The organism is Arthrobacter sp. P4_F10 (genome assembly GCF_056401435.1).
Genome location: NZ_JBFUJJ010000002.1, coordinates 93722 through 111779 on the forward strand (window position 1 = coordinate 93722; position 18058 = coordinate 111779).

General features: G+C 66.1%; 11 protein-coding genes, 2 tRNA genes and 1 pseudogene. 7 read left to right on the plus strand and 7 right to left on the minus strand.

From position 1 onward, the window contains the following. Window positions 1-77: 77 nt before the first annotated feature. Window positions 78-2822 carry a discoidin domain-containing protein gene (locus AC1DR1_RS03335; RefSeq protein ID WP_476992179.1) on the plus strand — a complete coding sequence of 915 codons (2745 nt, stop codon included), beginning with the start codon at window positions 78-80 and terminating at the stop codon, window positions 2820-2822. A 156-nt stretch (window positions 2823-2978) separates the two neighbouring features. After that, window positions 2979-4163 (plus strand): annotated as a pseudogene (locus AC1DR1_RS03340) (IS30 family transposase). A gap of 206 nt (window positions 4164-4369) precedes the next feature. On the opposite strand, the gene leuD reads toward AC1DR1_RS03340, so the two are convergent. Both leuD and leuC read right to left on the minus strand, forming a co-directional pair. Continuing rightward, entirely contained in the window at window positions 4370-4972 is a 603-nt protein-coding gene (leuD, locus tag AC1DR1_RS03345; RefSeq protein WP_476966682.1) for a 3-isopropylmalate dehydratase small subunit, read from the minus strand. A 107-nt stretch (window positions 4973-5079) separates the two neighbouring features. Further along, on the minus strand, window positions 5080-6534 hold the full coding sequence (gene leuC, locus AC1DR1_RS03350) for a 3-isopropylmalate dehydratase large subunit (protein WP_229994611.1): 1455 nt from the start codon (window positions 6532-6534) through the stop codon (window positions 5080-5082). Window positions 6535-6663: 129 nt separating this feature from the next. Between leuC and AC1DR1_RS03355 the strand changes: the two genes are divergently transcribed. Then, window positions 6664-7383, plus strand: a complete 720-nt coding sequence (locus AC1DR1_RS03355; RefSeq protein ID WP_026266447.1) for an IclR family transcriptional regulator — start codon at window positions 6664-6666, stop codon at window positions 7381-7383. A gap of 13 nt (window positions 7384-7396) precedes the next feature. Beyond that, window positions 7397-7933 carry a DUF1697 domain-containing protein gene (locus AC1DR1_RS03360; protein ID WP_229994610.1) on the plus strand — a complete coding sequence of 179 codons (537 nt, stop codon included), beginning with the start codon at window positions 7397-7399 and terminating at the stop codon, window positions 7931-7933. A 36-nt stretch (window positions 7934-7969) separates the two neighbouring features. Here the strand turns inward: AC1DR1_RS03360 and AC1DR1_RS03365 are convergent, their stop codons facing one another. The 4 genes from AC1DR1_RS03365 to AC1DR1_RS03380 all read right to left on the minus strand — a co-directional run bounded on the left by AC1DR1_RS03365 (window position 7970) and on the right by AC1DR1_RS03380 (window position 11795). Beyond that, window positions 7970-9619, minus strand: a complete 1650-nt coding sequence (locus AC1DR1_RS03365) for a GTPase (protein WP_229994609.1) — start codon at window positions 9617-9619, stop codon at window positions 7970-7972. Next, window positions 9616-11388, minus strand: a complete 1773-nt coding sequence (locus AC1DR1_RS03370) for a dynamin family protein (RefSeq protein WP_476992244.1) — start codon at window positions 11386-11388, stop codon at window positions 9616-9618. Before AC1DR1_RS03370 ends, AC1DR1_RS03365 begins: the two co-directional genes overlap by 4 nt. A gap of 130 nt (window positions 11389-11518) precedes the next feature. Further along, window positions 11519-11594: transfer RNA gene (locus AC1DR1_RS03375), tRNA-Glu, on the minus strand. Window positions 11595-11723: 129 nt separating this feature from the next. Next, window positions 11724-11795: transfer RNA gene (locus tag AC1DR1_RS03380), tRNA-Gln, on the minus strand. Between the two features lie 594 nt (window positions 11796-12389). Between AC1DR1_RS03380 and AC1DR1_RS03385 the strand changes: the two genes are divergently transcribed. From AC1DR1_RS03385 to AC1DR1_RS03395, 3 genes are all read left to right on the plus strand, one after another. After that, window positions 12390-12896 (plus strand): IS110 family transposase, encoded by a 507-nt coding sequence (locus AC1DR1_RS03385; protein ID WP_476992180.1) that lies wholly within the window; start codon window positions 12390-12392, stop codon window positions 12894-12896. Beyond that, the gene (locus AC1DR1_RS03390) at window positions 12871-13485 is read left to right on the plus strand and encodes a transposase (protein ID WP_476992181.1); all 615 of its coding nucleotides are present in this window, start codon (window positions 12871-12873) and stop codon (window positions 13483-13485) included. Before AC1DR1_RS03385 ends, AC1DR1_RS03390 begins: the two co-directional genes overlap by 26 nt. Before the next feature lie 318 nt (window positions 13486-13803). Continuing rightward, window positions 13804-15096 (plus strand): ISL3 family transposase, encoded by a 1293-nt coding sequence (locus AC1DR1_RS03395; RefSeq protein WP_476992182.1) that lies wholly within the window; start codon window positions 13804-13806, stop codon window positions 15094-15096. Window positions 15097-15212: 116 nt separating this feature from the next. On the opposite strand, the gene AC1DR1_RS03400 is transcribed toward AC1DR1_RS03395, so the two are convergent. Then, entirely contained in the window at window positions 15213-17939 is a 2727-nt protein-coding gene (locus AC1DR1_RS03400; protein ID WP_476992183.1) for a sialate O-acetylesterase, read from the minus strand. Window positions 17940-18058: the final 119 nt, after the last annotated feature.

Sequence of the window (18058 nt, forward strand, 5' to 3'; positions counted from 1 at the left end):
CTCGTCTGAGAATGCGCCCCTAGCGAGCCACCATGCCCGCTCTCTGCATACCCACGTCCGCCGCCCAAGGTTTTCCCATGCTGCTCTCCCTAGAGTCTGTTTTGCCATGGGGGAAGTACCGCAAGGAGGCGCAGATGGAACGTTGGGCGGCGCACCGGCAACAGCGCACGAACGGTAGCCATGGAAGTCCACCGGCCAATGCAGCCTTGGAATCTGCTAGAAACCCCACTCCTGCAATTTGCCAAGCAACGCCAAGTGGGATGCGAGCTGCATTCCGGCGGCCGCGGCCTGCGATCCTGAGGGTGCTGCATGCTGAAATTCGCCGCGTGTTCTTACTTCTTGTCGGATCGCTGCTAATCATGGCGTTCGTGGCACTGGTTCTGCACATACCCGCGGGCGCGGCGGGCTCGCATGTGCACAGCGCGGGGCTGCCAGCGACGGCGGCGACCCTGGACAGCTCCACGGACGTGACCGGAACGCACATTCACAACACTGTGCTTCCAGCTGCCGCCTTGGAGGCCGCTCCGGCTCCTCTGCCACGGACCGGATGGACCGCTTCAGCCAGCGACGAGGAAACCATCCGTGTGAACGGCCAGGCCAGCAATGTGCTGGACGGAAGTGCCACCACGATGTGGCACAGCCGGTGGTACCCGGCGCCGGCGGCGGCATTGCCGCACACCATCACGATCGACACCAAGGYGACCCGAAGCATCGGGGGACTCCGCTATATCCCGCGTTCTGACGGCGCGAACGGTCGGGTCGGCAGCTTCGAGATCCGGGTGAGCACCAACGGCACCACCTGGAGTACGCCGGTCGCTCGCGGGACCTGGCCGGACACCAATTCTGAGAAGGAAGTGACCTTCGCTTCGGTCAGCACCCGATACGTCCGGCTGATTGCGACCACAGAGGCCGGCAACCGCGGCCCGTGGAGCAGCGCCGCCGAGATCAACCTGCTCGCCGGACAAACCACGCCTCCAACCGATGTGCTGCCGCGCACCGGCTGGGTGGCCAGCGCCAGCGATGAAGAGGTCACCGGCGCGAACGGCCGAGCCAGCAATGTGCTCGACGGCAGTGCATATACATTCTGGCACAGCAGGTTTTCCCCGGCGCCGGCGGCGCCGCTGCCCCACTCCATCACGATCGACACCAAGGTGACGCGAGGCATCTCGGGTTTCCGCTATCTCCCGCGACCTGACCCACCGAACGGGCGTGTCGGCGGCTTCGAGATCAGGGTGAGCACCAACGGCACCACCTGGAGTACGCCGGTCGCTCGCGGGACCTGGCCGGACACCAATTCGGAGAAGGAAGTGACCTTCGCTTCGGTCAGCACCCGATACGTCCGGCTGATTGCGACCACAGAGGCCGGCAACCGCGGCCCGTGGAGCAGCGCCGCCGAGATCAACCTCCTCGGCCCGTCGCTGGGGTCTTGGGGTCCGACGATCGGCTTCCCGATCGTCCCGGCCGCGGCGGCGCTATTGCCTGGCAACCGGCTGCTGACCTGGTCGGCCTATTCCCCCACCGCCATCGGTGGCAGCAGGGGCTATACCCAGACGTCCATCCTGAACCTCAGCACCGGCGCGGTGACCCAGGCCCAAGTGGCCAACACCGGTCATGACATGTTCTGCCCCGGAACCTCGCTGCTACCGGACGGGAAGATCCTAATCAGCGGCGGCAGCAACAGCTCGAAGACCACCCTGTACAACCCTGCGACGAACGCCTGGACCCCGGGGCCGGACATGAAGATCGCCCGCGGCTACCAGTCCAACGTGACCACATCCACCGGTGAGGTATTCACCATCGGTGGGTCGTTTTCGGGCGGTATCGGCAACAAGAACGGTGAGGTGTGGTCCGCCGCCGGCGGCTGGCGAACGCTGACGAATGTGCTGGCCGACAACATCCTGACCGCCGATCCCCGTGGCGCCTACCGTTCCGACAATCACTCCTGGCTGTTTGCCGCCCCCGGTGGCCGGGTGTTCCACGCGGGGCCGAGCCGCCAGATGAACTGGATCTCCACCACCGGCAATGGAAGCATCACCTCCGCCGGGCCGCGCTCCGATAGCCCGGACGCGATGAACGGCGACGCCGTGATGTACGACGTCGGAAAGATTCTGACCGTGGGCGGGTCGACCGCCTACGAGAAAACCCCGGCTACGGCGCGGGCGTACACTATCGACATCAATAATGGGGTCAAAGCGGCCCGGACCGCAGACATGGCCGTCACCCGGTCGTTCGCGAATGGCGTCGCGCTGCCCGATGGCCAGGTGTTCGTGGTCGGCGGTCAGGCCACCCCCGTTGTGTTCACCGACACCGCCGCCAGGATGGCTCCAGAAATCTGGAGCCCGGCGACCGGAAAGTGGACCACGCTGGCCCCGATGGCCGTCCCCCGCACGTATCACAGTGTCGCACTGCTCCTCCCTGATGGCCGGGTTTTCGTCGGCGGTGGCGGGCTGTGCGGCAGCTGCACGATCAACCATCTGGACGGAGAGATTTTCACGCCGCCCTACCTGCTGAACGCAGATGGCAGTGCGCGCACCCGGCCGAAGATTTTGACCGCACCGGCCACCGCCGCAGCCGGCAGCACGATTGCTGTGACCACCGGAGCGCCGGTCACCAAGTTTTCCCTGATGCGGATGAGCACGGTGACGCATACGGTGAACACCGACCAGCGGCGGATTCCGGTGACCGCAACTGCGGTGTCGGGCAACACCGCTTCGCTGAAGTTGCCGGCGGATCGCGGCGTGCTGGTCCCGGGCACGTATATGCTCTTCGCATTGGACGGCAACGGGGTTCCCAGCATCGCCTCGACCATCTTGATCAGCTGATGACGCCGCACGTCAGCATCAATCAGCCGGCCAACGTCGTTGCGGGTACTACTTCAGATCCTCATTGCTTGCTTCCATTGCGCTATCACTTGGAGTCCTCTCGGGGGCGGGCAGAGTCATATGGTCGCAGCAACGCTCTCATCGATGGAGCGTTAGATGGCCAGAGTGTTTTCCCTGGATGCGCGCACTGAGTTCTTCGATTCGGTATGCGCAAGGATGTCGGTCCTGGGTGCCGCCCGGCGTGTCGGTGCGTCGGGCGGCACCGGGACGAATTGGTGGGCCGAGTCTGGTCAGATGACGATAGTTATGGGTCCCGGCGGCGGTCTCGCGGATCCGGTTCCCGCCCCGGAAGGGCCGGGAGGGCGGGCCTTGAGCGCGGAGGAGCGGGGCATGATCCAGATGGGCCGGCGGAGCGGGCTCAGTTATGCCGGGATTGCCAGGGCGATCGGCCGCAACAAGTCCGTGGTCTGGCGTGAGGTGAACCGCAACACGGGCCCGGACAGGGAGTATTACGCCTCGGTGGCCCATGCGAAGGCCCATCAGGCCCGGCGCCGGCCCAAGCCGTTGAAACTCGCCCTGAACGAGCCGCTCTGCGGGCTGATCGGGGTGTGGATGGATGACGGGTGGAGCCCGAAACTGATCTCCTCGATGTTGGCGTTTCACTTCGGCGGTGATCAGACTATGCAGGTGAGCCACGAGACGATCTACTAGGCGCTATACGTTCAGACCCGCGGAAGTCTGCGGGCGGACCTGGCGGAAAAGCTCAGCCTGAAACGGAAAAAACGCGTTCCCCACACCGCGGACCGGCACCAGAACAGCCCCTATAAGGAAGCGTTCAAGATCAGTGAGCGCCCCGCCGAGGCCCAGGACCGGGCGGTCCCCGGGCACTGGGAGGGGGACCTCATCATCGGCTCCGACGGGACAGCGATCGGCGCCCTGGTCGAACGCTCGACCCGGTTCACGATCCTCCTCCACCTCCCCGGGAACCACACCGCCGACACCGTTGCGGCCGCGATGATCCGGGAGATGGGCCAGCTCCCGGACCACCTGCGACGGTCGATCACCTGGGACCGGGGCTCGGAACTCGCGGAGTATGCCCGGATCCAGACCGTCCTGGACACCACGCTCTACTTCTGCGACCCGCACTCACCCTGGCAGCGCGGGTCCAACGAGAACACCAACCGCCTCCTCAGGTTCTGGTTCGAGAAAGGCTCAGACCTCTCCGTCCACACCCCCGAGGACCTCCGTCTGGTCGCCGCGAAACTCAACCGCCGCCCCCGGCCCACCCTCAACCTCGAAACCCCAGCCAGCCGGCTGAACCAGCTGCTGCACGCAGCCTGAACCCCGGCGTTGCTCCCACCAGTTGACTTTGCCGGCCCGAGAGCCACGACAAAGCCTAGCGCAATGGGTGTAGGCGCGAACATGAGCCCGCACAAAGACGAGTGCCGCCSTCGAGTCTTGAAGACTCGACGGCGGCACGTCATCACTTGGCGGTTGCCCGAGACCCTGCCGTCCTGGGCTCCAGGTTGGAGCCCAGATCTGGAGCCTCAGGACAACCGGGCAGGCAGCGTCTTGGGCTTGAAGGAAGGCCGGGTCGCCTCGTACGCGGTGATATCGGATTCGTGCTTGAGGGTCAGCCCAATGTCGTCCAGGCCTTCCAGCAGGCGCCACCGTGTGTAGTCGTCAATCTCGAACGGCGCCACAATGTTGCCGCACTGCACGGTCTTGGACACGAGATCCACCGTAACTTCGGTGCCAGGGGCGTTCTCGAGTTCTTTCCAGATGAGCTCGATGTCGTCCTGGGCAAGCTCGGCGGCGAGCAGGCCCTGCTTGCCCGAGTTGCCCCGGAAGATATCGGCAAAGCGGGAGGACAGGACCGTCTGGAAGCCGTAGTCCTTCAACGCCCACACGGCATGCTCGCGGGACGAGCCCGTGCCGAAGTCGGGGCCGGCCACCAGAACGGATCCTGCGCTGAACGGCGCCTGGTTCAGGATGAAGGACGGGTCTTTGCGCCACGCGGCGAAGAGCGCGTCCTCAAAACCCGTCCGGGTGATGCGCTTGAGGTACACCGCGGGGATGATCTGGTCCGTGTCGACGTTGCTCTGGCGCAGCGGGACACCGATTCCGGTGTGGGTGGTGAACTTTTCCATGGCGGATCCTTGGGGACTGTATGGATGGGGGCTGTATGGATCGGGCTGTGCGGATGGGGGCTATGTGAATAGAGCCTGTGGGTCCGGGCTTCAGATCCGGGCAGGAACTACGCGGCGTCGACTCGGACCGCCGCGGACTCCGGAGCAGGGTCCAGATCCGACGGCGAGCTCAGCGTGCCGCGGACCGCCGTGGCCGCCGCGACTACCGGCGAGACAAGGTGGGTGCGGCCGCCCTTGCCCTGGCGCCCCTCGAAGTTGCGGTTGGACGTTGAGGCGCAGCGCTCCCCCACCTCCAGCTGGTCCGGGTTCATGCCCAGGCACATGGAGCAGCCGGCAAAGCGCCACTCGGCACCGAAGTCCTTGAAGACCTTGTCCAGGCCCTCGGCTTCGGCCTCGAGCCGAACGCGGGCGGAGCCTGGCACCACCAGCATGCGCACCGCGGGATCCTTGGTGCGGCCCCGGATGATGTCAGCGGCGGCCCGGAGATCCTCCATCCGGGAGTTGGTGCAGGAGCCCAGGAACACCGTGTCCACCCGGATGTCCTTCATAGGCGTGCCGGCCTCAAGCCCCATGTACTGCAGGGCGCGTTCGGCGGCGGCCTTGGCGTTTTCATCGCCGAAGTCATCCGGCGACGGAACCTTGGCGGACAGCGACACGCCCTGGCCCGGGTTGGTTCCCCACGTCACGAACGGCTCCAGGGTGTCGGCGTCGAGGTCCACCTCGACGTCAAACGCCGCGCCGTCGTCGGTGCTCAGCGTGTTCCAGTATTCGACGGCGGCATCCCAGTCGGCGCCCTGGGGCGCATGCGGGCGCCCGTACATGTAGTCGTAGGTGGTCTGGTCCGGAGCCACCAGCCCGGCGCGCGCGCCGGCCTCGATGGACATGTTGCAGATGGTCATCCGGGCTTCCATGGACAGCGCACGGATGGCGGAGCCACGGTACTCCAGCACGTAGCCCTGTCCGCCGCCGGTGCCGATCTTGGCGATGACGGCCAGGATGATGTCCTTGGCGCTCACGCCGGGGCGCAGCGTGCCCTCGACATTGATGGCCATGGTCTTGAACGGCTTCAGGGACAGCGTCTGGGTGGCCATGACGTGCTCCACCTCGGAGGTGCCGATGCCCATGGCCAGCGCTCCGAAGGCGCCGTGGGTTGACGTGTGCGAGTCGCCGCAGACTACGGTCATGCCGGGCTGCGTGAGGCCCAACTGCGGGCCCACCACGTGCACGATTCCCTGCTCGGCGTCGCCGAGGGAGTGCAGGCGGACGCCGAACTCCTGGCAGTTGTTGCGCAGGGTCTGGATCTGGGTGCGGCTGGTGAGATCGGCAATTGGCTTGTCGATGTCCAGCGTGGGAGTGTTGTGGTCCTCGGTGGCGATGGTGAGGTCCGGCCGGCGCAGCTTGCGGCCAGCGAGGCGCAGGCCTTCAAATGCCTGCGGCGACGTCACCTCGTGCACCAGATGGAGGTCGATGAAAAGGAGGTCCGGCTGGGCGTTGGCTCCTTCGCCGTCCCCCTTGCGCACTACGTGCGCGTCCCAGACTTTCTCGGCCAGTGTCTTTGCCACGGCCTGCTCCCTTCACTGCGGTAAGTATTGGCGTTCCTACGGACTACTGCCTCCACTGAACCAGCACAGCCAAGTAATACGCCAGCGCGTTGACTTGCATCTCAGATAATGAGACGTCAATATCATTACATGGACAATTCTAGTGGAGTCGGTGTCATCGATAAAGCGGCCCATGTGCTTGACGCACTTGAGGCCGGCCCCACCACCCTGGCGCAGCTGGTGGCGGCTACGGGACTGGCCCGGCCCACCGTGCACCGGTTGGCCCTCGCCCTGGTGCACCACAGGCTTGTGAGCCGCGATATCCAGGGCCGTTTCGTGCTCGGGAGCCGCCTGGTGGAGCTGGCCTCCGCAGCCGGCGAGGACCGCCTCATCGCCTCCGCCGGCCCCGTGCTCATGCAGCTGCGCGATGCCACCGGCGAAAGCGCCCAGATCTTCCGCCGCCAGGGCGACTGGCGCGTCTGCGTGGCCTCCGCCGAACGCCCCATTGGCCTGCGCGATACGATCCCCGTTGGCACCCAACTGTCGATGAAGGCCGGCTCCGCCGCCCAGGTGCTGCTGGCGTGGGAGGACCACGACCGTCTCCTGGAAGGCCTCCAGTCCGCCCGCTTCACCCCCACGGTCCTGGCGGGAGTACGACGCCGGGGCTGGGGCCAGAGTCTGGGCGAACGCGAGCCGGGGGTCGCCAGCGTTTCGGCACCGGTCCGCGGGCCGTCCGGCCGCGTGATTGCCGCAGTGTCCATCTCCGGCCCGATCGAGCGCCTGACCCGCCAGCCGGGGCGGCTGCACGCCGAAGTGGTCTGCAACGCCGGCCGTGTCCTGACTGAGGCGCTGCGCAAGACCAACGATTAAGTATGCTGTGCCCATGAACAGCTATGCGGTGTTCCTGCGGGGCATCAACGTGGGCGGCATCAATATCAAGATGGCCGATCTCAAGAGCGCACTGAATTCGCGGCCGTTTTCAGATGTAAAGACCCTGCTGGCAAGCGGCAACGTGGTGCTGGCCAGCGAGCTGGATCCGGGTGGAGTCAAGCAGGAGTTCGAGGCGTGCCTGAGGGAATCCTTCGGCTACGACGCCTGGGTGGTGGTGCTGACCGCGGCCCGCGTGGCAGCCCTGGTGGAGGCCTGCCCCTATCCGCCCGACGACGCGTCCACCCATACGTACCTGACGCTCGCCTCTGAGGAGGCTGTGCTCTCGGAACTCTTTGAGTCAGGCAGCGGCCTGGACGGGGCCCAGATCACCCGGCTGGGCCCGGAGGCCCTGGCGTGGCTAGCGCCCGCCGGCGGAACCCTCGACAGCCCTTTCAGCAAGCTTTCCTCGAAGGCCAAATACAAGGCTGCCACCACCACCCGCAACCTCCGCACCATGATCAAGGTCCGCGACGCCGCAGCCGGGCTTTAGCGCGGCGGCCAGCGGGCGAGCCGCACAGGCGGCACACTAGCGCCCCGCAGCGGCCTTCAGAGCGGCGGTGAACTTCGCCAGGCGGCTGACCTCACGTTCCACGGGCGCCACCACGAGTCGCTCCGCGACATCGGCGACGGCGGCTTTCAGCCGCTTCCTTGCCACGGCACTCCGTGACGCCGCCGCGGCACCGACAATAAACCGCGCCGCAATTGCCAGGACGATGCCCAGCAGCACTCCCCCGGCGATCATCACGGTCGGAACCGGCCACCCCTGGACCCGCGGGACCTCGGGCACCGGCAGCTGCAAGTAGCCCAGCGCGGCCAGGACTCCGAGCCAAGCGAACCCGGCCAGCGCCGTCACCAGGGCGAGCCACTGAACCGTGTTGAACACGCCCCACCACCAGGACTTCCTGCCCGCGGACAGGTCCGTGGAGACAATCGCCTGGTCCACAGCGTCCGGCAGCCGGTCACTTCCTTCACGGGCAGCGCCGCGGATGGCCGCCCGCCACGGCCCGGGGGCACCAGCGGACGCCGCCTCGGCGAATTCCCGGACGGCGGCATCGGTCCGCGCCCGCTCCGGCGCCCCTGCGGGAGGAAGCGAGGTCCGGTTCAGCTCAGGCTTGGCTCCCTCGCGGCGCAGGTTCAGTCGCCGCAGCGGATCCGGCCGAAATCTGGCCAGCCAGCGGGTCACGGGCCAGCCCGTACGCCGGGTGGCCTCCAACCGGTAGGACCGCGCGACGGCGTCGACCACCAGCGGCACATTGGCGGCGACGGCCAACTCCCCGGCCAGCCGTGCCTTGGACGCGCTCGTCGCTCCGGCCGCCATCCCGCCACCTGCCGCTTTCGGGTCGCCGGCGGATAATCCTGACGCCTCTGCAAGCCGGGCGGCGGCCTGCGTAACATCTGCCGCGAGTCGCTGTGACATTGCCTGCCGCTGCACCGCTGCCTGGCGGATGACGGCCCGGACCTTGTCTACCCCTGTCCCAAGCACCGCGGAAGCTGCGTGGACCTGAATCTTGCCCAGCCCGTCGCGCGCCAGGATGTCTTTGAGGGATTCCAGGACCGGCCGGACCTCGTGTTCCGGGAGCCTGTCGATCTGGTTGAGCACAACGATCGTTACGGCTCCGTGCGAGGACAGCGGTGCCAGGAAGTCGTCGTGCACGGCGGCGTCGGCGTACTTCTGCGGATCGAGGACCCAGACGAGGACGTCCACGAGCCCCACCATCCGCTGCACGATCTCCCGGTTGGCCGCCCTCGTCGAGTCAAAGTCGGGCAGGTCCAGCAGGATCAGCCCGGTGCCGTCGTCGGCGAACCCTTGAACCGGGCCCGCGGCATGGCGCTTCCGTACCTCCAGCCAATCCAGCAGCGCCTCGCTGCCCTGGACGCCCCAGATGCCCGCCAGCGGCTCGGTGGTGGTCGGTCGGCGCACGGCCGCCGTCGCGATCTCCTCCCCGCTGACGGCGTTGAAGAGCGATGACTTGCCGCTGCCGGTGGCACCAAAAAACCCCACCACGGTGTGGTCTCCGGACAGCGCCCGCCGCGAACTCGCGCGGTCCAGCACCTGCAACACCGGGTCCAGAGCCTCCTGCGGGAGAGCTCCGGACGCGAGCTCCCTGGCGCTGTTGAGCGCCGCAAGCCTGCGATCGAGCTGGGATGTCTCGCGGGCGGCGCCAAGACGGCTCATGCCGTGGCCGCCAGCCGGCGCAGTGCCGCCGCACGCCCGGCAATGGCTAAGGGCTGCACGCCGCCGTCGACGTCCAGCCGGGTCAAGAACCGCCGGCACTCCGCCGCCAGCAGGCTCTGGCAACGCAGATGCAGGTCTTCGCGCGCGGTCCGGGCAAGCCGGCGGACGGCATCCTCCCCGAACACTGCCTCCAGGAGGCGCTGGCCCACGACGGCGGTGCCGCCGGCGACGCCGATTTCGAGCCCGGTCAGGCCCGCGGTCATGGAGAACACCACGATCATGAGCGCCGCGCCGAGGCCGTTGATGCCGAAGGACAACCAGCGGGCCTGGGTGCGCTTGCCTTGGCCTTCGGTGCGGATGAGTTCCATCAGGCTTCCCTGCCAGGCGCGGATCTCGGCCGCCACAGCGTCCGCGAAGCCCGCGGATGCACCCGAGGGATCGTCGGTGCCCAGCAACTGCCTGCCCGCGGGATCCGAACGCCAGCGCTGGTCGGTGTGCTCCGCGGCCTTGGCGGCTTGATCGACGATGACGGCCTGCAGTCCTGTTTCGATCGCGGTTTCCACCCTGACCGCAGGCTCCGGTTCGCCCCGGAAGAACGCGCCCACACGGTCCCGGAAGCGTCCAATGTTCTGTTCCATGGCGCGGAAGAACTCCCCTGTCCCGACGAAGTCCTGCCACCGCGCCAACACTTCGCCGCGCAACAGCGCGCCATCGCGGGTGGCTTCGAGGATCCTGGCCACGGCGTCGTCATACGCATTGCGGGCGTCGGCTACGAGAACATCGGCTGCGTGCTGCTGTTCGGACAGCGCCCGCTCCGCCGCTTCGACGCGGTGGGCGAGTGCGACGAGGGTGCCGTTGACGGTGCGCCGGGCAATCTCCGCCCGACCGGCGGCGTTCCCTGCCAGCTTGCCGAGCCAAACACGCAGCGGCTCCACGGCCGCCGCAGGAAGCATCCCTGCGGCATCCAATGACAGCTCCGGCACCACGAACATCCGGGCTGCACCGAGGCCTTCCCGGCTGAGCATCGCCTGCAGATCCGCGCTGATTTCCGCCTCCGCCGCGGGCGGCACCCGGTCCAGCACCACGGCCACCATGATGTCGCGGGAGGCCGCATCCAGGAGCAGGCGCCAGGGCACGGCGTCGGCGTAGCGGTTGGCAGTGGTGACAAACACCCAGAGATCGGCGGCGGCGAGCAACTGCCCGGCCAGCTGACGGTTGTTCTCGGAAATGGAGTCGACGTCGGGCGCGTCAACGAGGGCGATTCCGGGCGGGACCGCGGCGTCGGCGACCAGGACGAGCGACGTCACCGGGCCGGAGTGCGGAACGGGATCGGCGGGGGTCAAGGGCTGACTGCCGGTGTAGGTACCCCGGATGCGGCCCAGGGCCGGCAACACCCGCTGGCCCTCAAACCAGGCGCCGTCCCCGGGATGGTGCAGCAGGATGGGCTGGCGTGTGGTGGGGCGGATCGCGCCGGCCCGCGTGACGGGGTGGCCTACCAGCGCGTTGACCAGGGTGGACTTCCCGGCCCCTGTAGAACCGCCCACCACAGCCAGCAGGGGCGCGTCGAGGCTGCGGTACCGGGGCAGGATGTAGTCATCGAGCTGAGCCACTGCCTTCCGCAGCTCCTGGCGCATTTGGTCCGCCCCGGGCAGAGCGAGCGGCAGCCGGATTGTCGCAAGGTCCTGCCGCACTGCGTCAAGGAGCGCGACGCCGGATGCGGCCTCGGGGACGGTTTCATGGGAGCTCACAGCATCATCATGCCAGTTCAGCACGTGGTGTCTGTGGGGGGCACTGCTGACGGGGAACCACTGAGCGATGCGCAACGCGAAATGGGTAACGGGGATCCGAGGGCCAGGGAAAAGCAAAACGGCCCCGGGCAGATGCCCGGGACCGTTTCCGTGGTGACCCCAGCGGGATTCGAACCCGCGTTACCGCCGTGAGAGGGCAGCGTACTAGGCCGCTATACGATGGGGCCGCGTACTTCCTGAACAGCACTTCTGCCATTCAAGCCAAATGATTGTTTCATACATTTGGCCAAGGTTTCAAATCGGACCAGCCGATTCATAACCTCCGAAATTCAGCGGAAACCCGCAGATTTTCGAAGCTGGGATACCAGGACTCGAACCTAGAATGACGGTACCAGAAACCGTAGTGTTGCCAATTACACCATATCCCAATGGCACATTCGGTCCGGATGTTTAGGCCTAAACCCTCGCTCCCGGCGCCTCAGCACGAGTAATTACTTTACCCGAGAGTTATCACTTCCACAAATCGGCCGTCCCGACGCGTGCCGTACGCCCGCGAAGGTTCCGCATCCCCGGCCGTCTGAACGGCGCAGCCCCGGAAATCGCCGTCAATCCGGCTTGTATCTCTTAAGTACCCCCTGTTGAGGTGGGTGGTCGTCGTTTACGGTGGCCTTGGGAGGGGCCGGGGTGGTTCCGGTTTTCGGCTGGGCGTCATGGCCCGTGAAAGAGATCGTCGCCCCCGGCCTGTCTTCCAAGCAGACCCGATTGAGGGAATTGGTGGCCGGAGGAGAACGGTGCGCAGCACCGGTTTTCGTCCGGGCAGGCACCGGATGACTCACAAGCGCGGGAGCTGTATCCAACGCTTCCTCAGCAGTTGCGGGCGTGTGAGGGAGGTCGCCGCGGGCGCTCGAGTTAGCGCATGACGGTTCTCCTAAGGTGGGATGCCCGGCCTGGTGACTCGGCTGGTGGACCGGCAACGACGGGTTGTCCCATCGCACGTATTCGATGCGAGGAGGAGAACCATCATGCAGGATCAGGATAAGCCCGCCGGGCTCGTGCGGGCAGTGGCAGGTATCGACGCGGCCATCACGGCACGGCACCATATCGCGGTGCGGGAGTTTTTTGATGACGGAACAGAGCATCTGAGCCGTTTCACGGTTGACCCGACACTGGCCGGGCCGGAGAGACTCTCGCAGCGGCTGGCCGCAGTTCCGGCACCGGTGACCGCTGTCGTGGAACCAACCTCGATGACCTGGCTGGCGCTGGCCCTCGCTGTCGAACGGGCCGGCGGTCAGATGGAGATGATCGGTGCCCGGCACTCCTCACGGCTGCGCGGGGCCATCATGGGCAAGAACAAATCCGACGTCATCGACTCCGAAGTGCTCACCCACGTCGGGGAGATCTTCGACCCGCCACCCCTGGTTTTGGCATCTCCGGACACACCCGCCCGCGCCCCGGGGGTGGGCGGATTTCTGGGACGGTCACCTGGACCTGGACGCGCTGGCCGTGGATGTCAGCAAGCACCTGGCTGATCTGCAGGAGTCCCGGGCCAGGGTGGAGCGCTTCAGCTCCCATGCACGCCAGTGGTGGGAGCGTCTCTACGGCGATGACCCGCTGGTCCTTTCCCTGCCCGGCGTGGGCCCGGCAACCGGTCCCTGCATCCGCGCCTACTTCGGTGACGGATCCGGGTTCGACAGCGCCAAGAAAGCAGCGAACTATGTCGGGATCACCCCTTCAAACTGGTCGTCCGGGACGATGAACCAGTCCCGCCGGGCCATCAGCAAGGAAGGACCCGCTCCGCTGCGCCTTGCGTTCTACCAGGCCGGCAGCGTCGCCCGGACCATGGATCCGCAACTGGCCGCGTTCTATTACCGGCTCATGACCGAACACGGCCACTGCCACACCCAGGCCACCATCGCGGTGGCCAGGAAACTGGCCGAAAGAACCTGGAAAACCCTCACCACCGGGCAGATGTATGAGCTGCGCGACCTCGCGGGGCAGCCGGTCACCAAACGGGCCGCGAAAGAACTCATCGCCTCCCATTACACYGTCACGCCCAGGCAACGCACCCAGTCGCGGTCCCACACGATCGAAGCGAAACGGGCACGCCTGACACGGTAACTATCGCGACCACCGATACCGCTTGGCGACCCGACCCAGAGGCCACTGGCGCTCTTCCGCCCACCACCAGCCGCGGGGGCGTCAACGGGGCCGGCGAAAGTCCGTCCCGGACGTACAGCACCATCCGTCACCGGCCGAACACGGGTGACGGTGCACTCAGTCTGCCTGCCATCCAGAGCCCAAAAAAGGCTTGACAAGCGTTAGGGAATCTCTCCGTGGTTCGTGGGGAAATGATTCCGTGTCGTAGCTAAAAAAGGGGCCCGTGGCCCTGCTGGGATGAGTGTGTCTAGCATTCAGCCAGGAACAGGACCACGAGCCTTGACTGAGCCTACCGTTGTGGCGTTCGACGCTGCCACCAGCATCTTCAACCTGCCCGACTACCGCGTCATCTCCGCCACCGTGCTGGCTGATGGCCGGCGCCAGATCATCGTTGAAACAGACCAGCCACCGGGCTGCCCGAGCTGCGGTGTCGTCGCGACGCGGCGGAAGGAACGGCGCTTCCAGCGGATCCGGGACATCCCTGTCGCCGGCGCCGTAGAGGTGCTCTGGTCCAAGTACCGCTGGCATTGCGAGGAACGGGCCTGCCCGCGGCTCTCGTTCTTTGAATCCACCGCCCAGGTCCCGCGCCGTGCCCGTTCCACCGGACGGCTCCGGGAGCACGTCGTTGACGCGGTCATCAGTTCCGGCCGGGCCGTGTCCGAGACCGCCGCGGCGTTCGCGGTGTCCTGGTGGATGGTCCGTGCCGCGCTGACCGAAGCCTGTCTTCTCACCCTGCCGGACGTGGATGAGCTCAGGCCGCGGATGCTGGGCATCGATGAACACCGGTTCCGGTCGGTGCGGTATTTCCGGGACCCTGAGGCCAGATCGTGGGTCCGGCACGAGCCGTGGATGACGACCATCGTGGATCTGGACACCGGCCAGATCCTGGGCGTGGTCGACGGCCGGGACCACAGTGGCGTCGGGGACTGGCTCTTCGCCCGGCCGCTTCAGTGGCGGCTGGGCGTGCAGGTCGTCGCGATCGACCCGTCGGCGGCGTTCCGGAAAGCGTTGCGGATGTGGCTTCCCCGCACCGCTGTCGCGGTCGATCATTTCCACCTGGTCTCTCTGGCCAACCAGGCCATGACTGAGGCACGGCAGAACCTGTCCCAGCAGGTGAAAGGACGCCGCGGCCGTGGCGTCGACAAGGCATGGGCGCACCGGATGCTGCTCCTGCGGGCCGGCGACAAGCTCTCCGATACTGCAGCCCACCGGCTGGCTGAGGTCTTCGCCGCCGACGACCCGACCGGCAAACTGCAAGCCGTGTGGAAGGTCAAGGAGCAGCTGCGGGCGCTGCTGCGCACCGACTCTCTGGCCGACGCCGCCGTGGCGAAAGAGGAACTCAAGATCCTGGTTGAAGCAGCCGGACGGCCGGAGACCAACAAGCTCTACCGCACGGTCTGCCGGTGGTGGAACGAGATCGAAGTCCTCATCGTCACCGGCGCAACCACCGGCAAGGTCGAGGCAAACAACACCGGCATCAAGCACATCAAACGAACCGCCCGCGGCTACCGGAACCCCGGCAATTACAAATCGGATATTCTCATGAGAAGTGCCGTCCGGACGGCGGCATGACACTCATCCGGGAATCCCCTTCCCCATGAACCGCGAAGAGCCTGCAGCGTCGCGGCAGCCGCACCGGCCAACGGCGGGTCAGCCCTGCCGCCGGCCTATCAGCCCTATCTGGCGACCTAGGATATCCCGGCCGACGTCTTGGAAACGGTCGTGTAGCCAGCCTTGGACCCCGTAACCGTTACCGTGATCGTGCGGCCCGCATCACTGGTGCGGGACTTGTAGGTGGCGGCGGTGGCCCCGACAATCGCGATGTGCGAACGGTACCACTGATATTTCAGCGTGACAGTTCCAGGACCCCACACGCCCGTCACGGCAGTGAGTGTGGACCCCACCTTCACCGTGCCCTGAATCGAGGGCACCGAAGTGGTCAGGGTGCCTTTAGAGACTTGGCTTGTGGCGGACGAAGTCTTCGTAGCAGACGTGTAGCCCGCCTGGGTGCCGGTGACCTTCACTGTGATCGTATGGACCACATCACCCGCACCCGGCTTATAGGTGGCACCGGTGGCTCCAACAATCGCAGTCTCTGACCGGTACCACTGATACGTCAGCATGACAGTTCCCGGACCCCACACTCCCGTCACGGCAGTGAGCGTTGACCCCACCTTCGCGGTGCCCTGAATCAAGGGCAGATTTGTGGTCAGGGTGCCCTTGGCGATCTGGCTGGTGCCGGCCGATGTCTTCGAATCAGACGCGTAGCCCGTCTGGGAACCGGTGACCTTTACGGTGATAGTCCGGCCCGCATCACTCGCACCGGGCTTGTAAGTGGCACCGGTGGCTCCCACGATCGCGACCTCCGACCTGTACCACTGATACGCCAGCGTGACAGTTCCAGGACCCCAGACGCCGGGAACGGCCGTGAGTGTGGACCCAACCTTTGCGGTGCCCTGAATCGAGGGCACCGAAGTAGTGAGGGAGCCGTTGGAGATCTGGCTTGTGCCGGCCGAGATCTTCGAAACCGACGTGTAGCCCGCCTGCGAGCCGGTGACCTTCACCGTGATCGTCCGGCCGGCGTCGGCGGGGCCGAGCGCGTAAGTGGAGCCCGTGGCGCCCGTTACCGCGATCTGCGAGCGGTACCACTGATAGGCCAACGTGACCGTTCCGGGACCCCAAGCGCCGGGAACGGCCGTGAGCGTAAACCCCACCTTCGTGGTGCCCTGAATCGAGGGATCCGCGGGGCTGAGGGTGCCGCTGGCGATCGGGCTGGTGCCGGCCGACGTCTTCGACACCGGCGTGTAGCCCGCCTGGGCGCCCGTAACCCTTAAAGTAATCGTAAGACCCAGATCAGCAGCTCCGGGAGTGTAAGTTGCACCGGTGGCACCTGCAATCGCGATCTGCGACCGGTACCACTGATACGTCAGCGCTACCGTTCCGGGACCCCAGGCGCCGGGAACTGCAGTGAGCGTGGACCCCACCTTCGCAGTGCCCTGAATCGACGGATTCCCGGGGTTAAGGATGCCGTTGGCGATCAGGCTGGTGCCGGCTGACATCTTCGACGCAGTCGTATAGCCCGCCTGGGAGCCAGTAACTTTCACCGTGATCGTTCGGCCTGCATCACTGCCAGCAGGAGTGTAGGTGGCGCCGGTGGCACCCGGAATCGCGACCTGCGAGCGGTACCACTGATACGTCAGCGCGACATTGCCAGGACCCCAGGCACCGGGTACCGCAGTGAGCTTGGAGCCGACCTGCGCGGTGCCCTCAATGACGGGCACCGCGGAGGTAAGCGTGCCGTTGGCGACCGCGCCCGTGCCGTCCGAAGTCCTCGAAACGGACGTGTAGCCCGCCTTGGAGCCGGTAACCGTCACCGTGATCGTTCCACCCAGGTCAGCGACGCCGGGAGTATAGGCGGCGTCGGTGGCGCCGCTGATTGCGACGTCCGAGCGGTACCACTGATACGTCAGCGCGACATCCTCAGGTCCCCAAACCCCCGGCACCGCGGTCAGCGTGGACCCCACCTTCGGCGTCCCGCTGATCGTAACCTTCCCGGCGCTGACTGGGATCACGGTAATGTGCGCGGCCTGCCAGAAAGCGGAAAGGTAGGTCTCCCCCAAGTAATCTGCCCCGATCCTGGAGAAGTGGGTCGTGTCGTTTGCATACACTCCCCCGGTCATGGAGGCGGCGAATCCGGTGAAGGGAACGCGTGCGGGAGTCTCCTGGTGGCTTGTGTCCACGTTGATCCGGCCCGGCATGGCCGCGATCCCCTCCGGTGACATGCGGCCGACCACAAAGGGAAGTTCGGGCGCCCCCAGGGATGTCCGGAAGAAGGCAATCAGCTGATCCAGCTTCACGCTGTATCCGGCCGTGGACATCGCTGAGTTATTTTCGCCCTGGTGCCAAAGAACGCCTTTGAGCTCCGCGACGTAGCCGGCAGCTTTCGCTGCCGCGATGCCCTCGAGAGTCTGATTGACCGCCAAGGTGGGGAGGTCGAGCTCCGGAGCAGAGGCTGCACCCACAGTCCACGTAAGCGAGTCTAGGGCAAATGTGAACCCGGTTTGGCCGTGCGCGGCGGGAATGATGAGCACGCCCACATCGTCGGGCTGGGTTTTCAGGTAGTTCCGAGCCATGGCTGTGGCGGGCGAGAGTCCGGAAGCAGTGTCGTGCATGTCCAAGGGAACCGTAGCCGCCCGCAATGAGCGGTCCTTTGCACCGTATTGGAAGATCCTCGGGTCTTGCGCATCCGCGGGGCCGCCGATTGGCAGCCCCCGGCCGGACATATTCGACTGTCCTGCTGCCAGGAAGACGTGCAGGACTTTGACGGACGCCCGTGCTTGCACCGGCGCCACGCCAGCCAGCATCAGTCCGACAACCGCCAAGCCGATTACAAGACCTCGAAAGTGTTTGGCCATACCGCTGTACACGGATCCCCTATCCGTTGCCGGGCGCGAGCCGCCCTTGCCACTATTTGTCTAAAACCCTATTTAAAGCCAAACGAAATATTACAGTGCCTTGAGAAACCTGACTGACA

Excerpts from the sequence above, each read along its gene's own strand:
- leuD (WP_476966682.1), bottom strand. The coding sequence starts at position 4,972 with ATGGAAAAGTTCACCACCCACACCGGAATCGGTGTCCCGCTGCGCCAG.
- AC1DR1_RS03355 (WP_026266447.1), top strand. The coding sequence starts at position 6,664 with ATGGACAATTCTAGTGGAGTCGGTGTCATCGATAAAGCGGCCCATGTG.
- AC1DR1_RS03360 (WP_229994610.1), top strand. The coding sequence starts at position 7,397 with ATGAACAGCTATGCGGTGTTCCTGCGGGGCATCAACGTGGGCGGCATC.
- AC1DR1_RS03365 (WP_229994609.1), bottom strand. The coding sequence starts at position 9,619 with ATGAGCCGTCTTGGCGCCGCCCGCGAGACATCCCAGCTCGATCGCAGG.
- AC1DR1_RS03385 (WP_476992180.1), top strand. The coding sequence starts at position 12,390 with ATGCAGGATCAGGATAAGCCCGCCGGGCTCGTGCGGGCAGTGGCAGGT.
- AC1DR1_RS03400 (WP_476992183.1), bottom strand. The coding sequence starts at position 17,939 with ATGGCCAAACACTTTCGAGGTCTTGTAATCGGCTTGGCGGTTGTCGGA.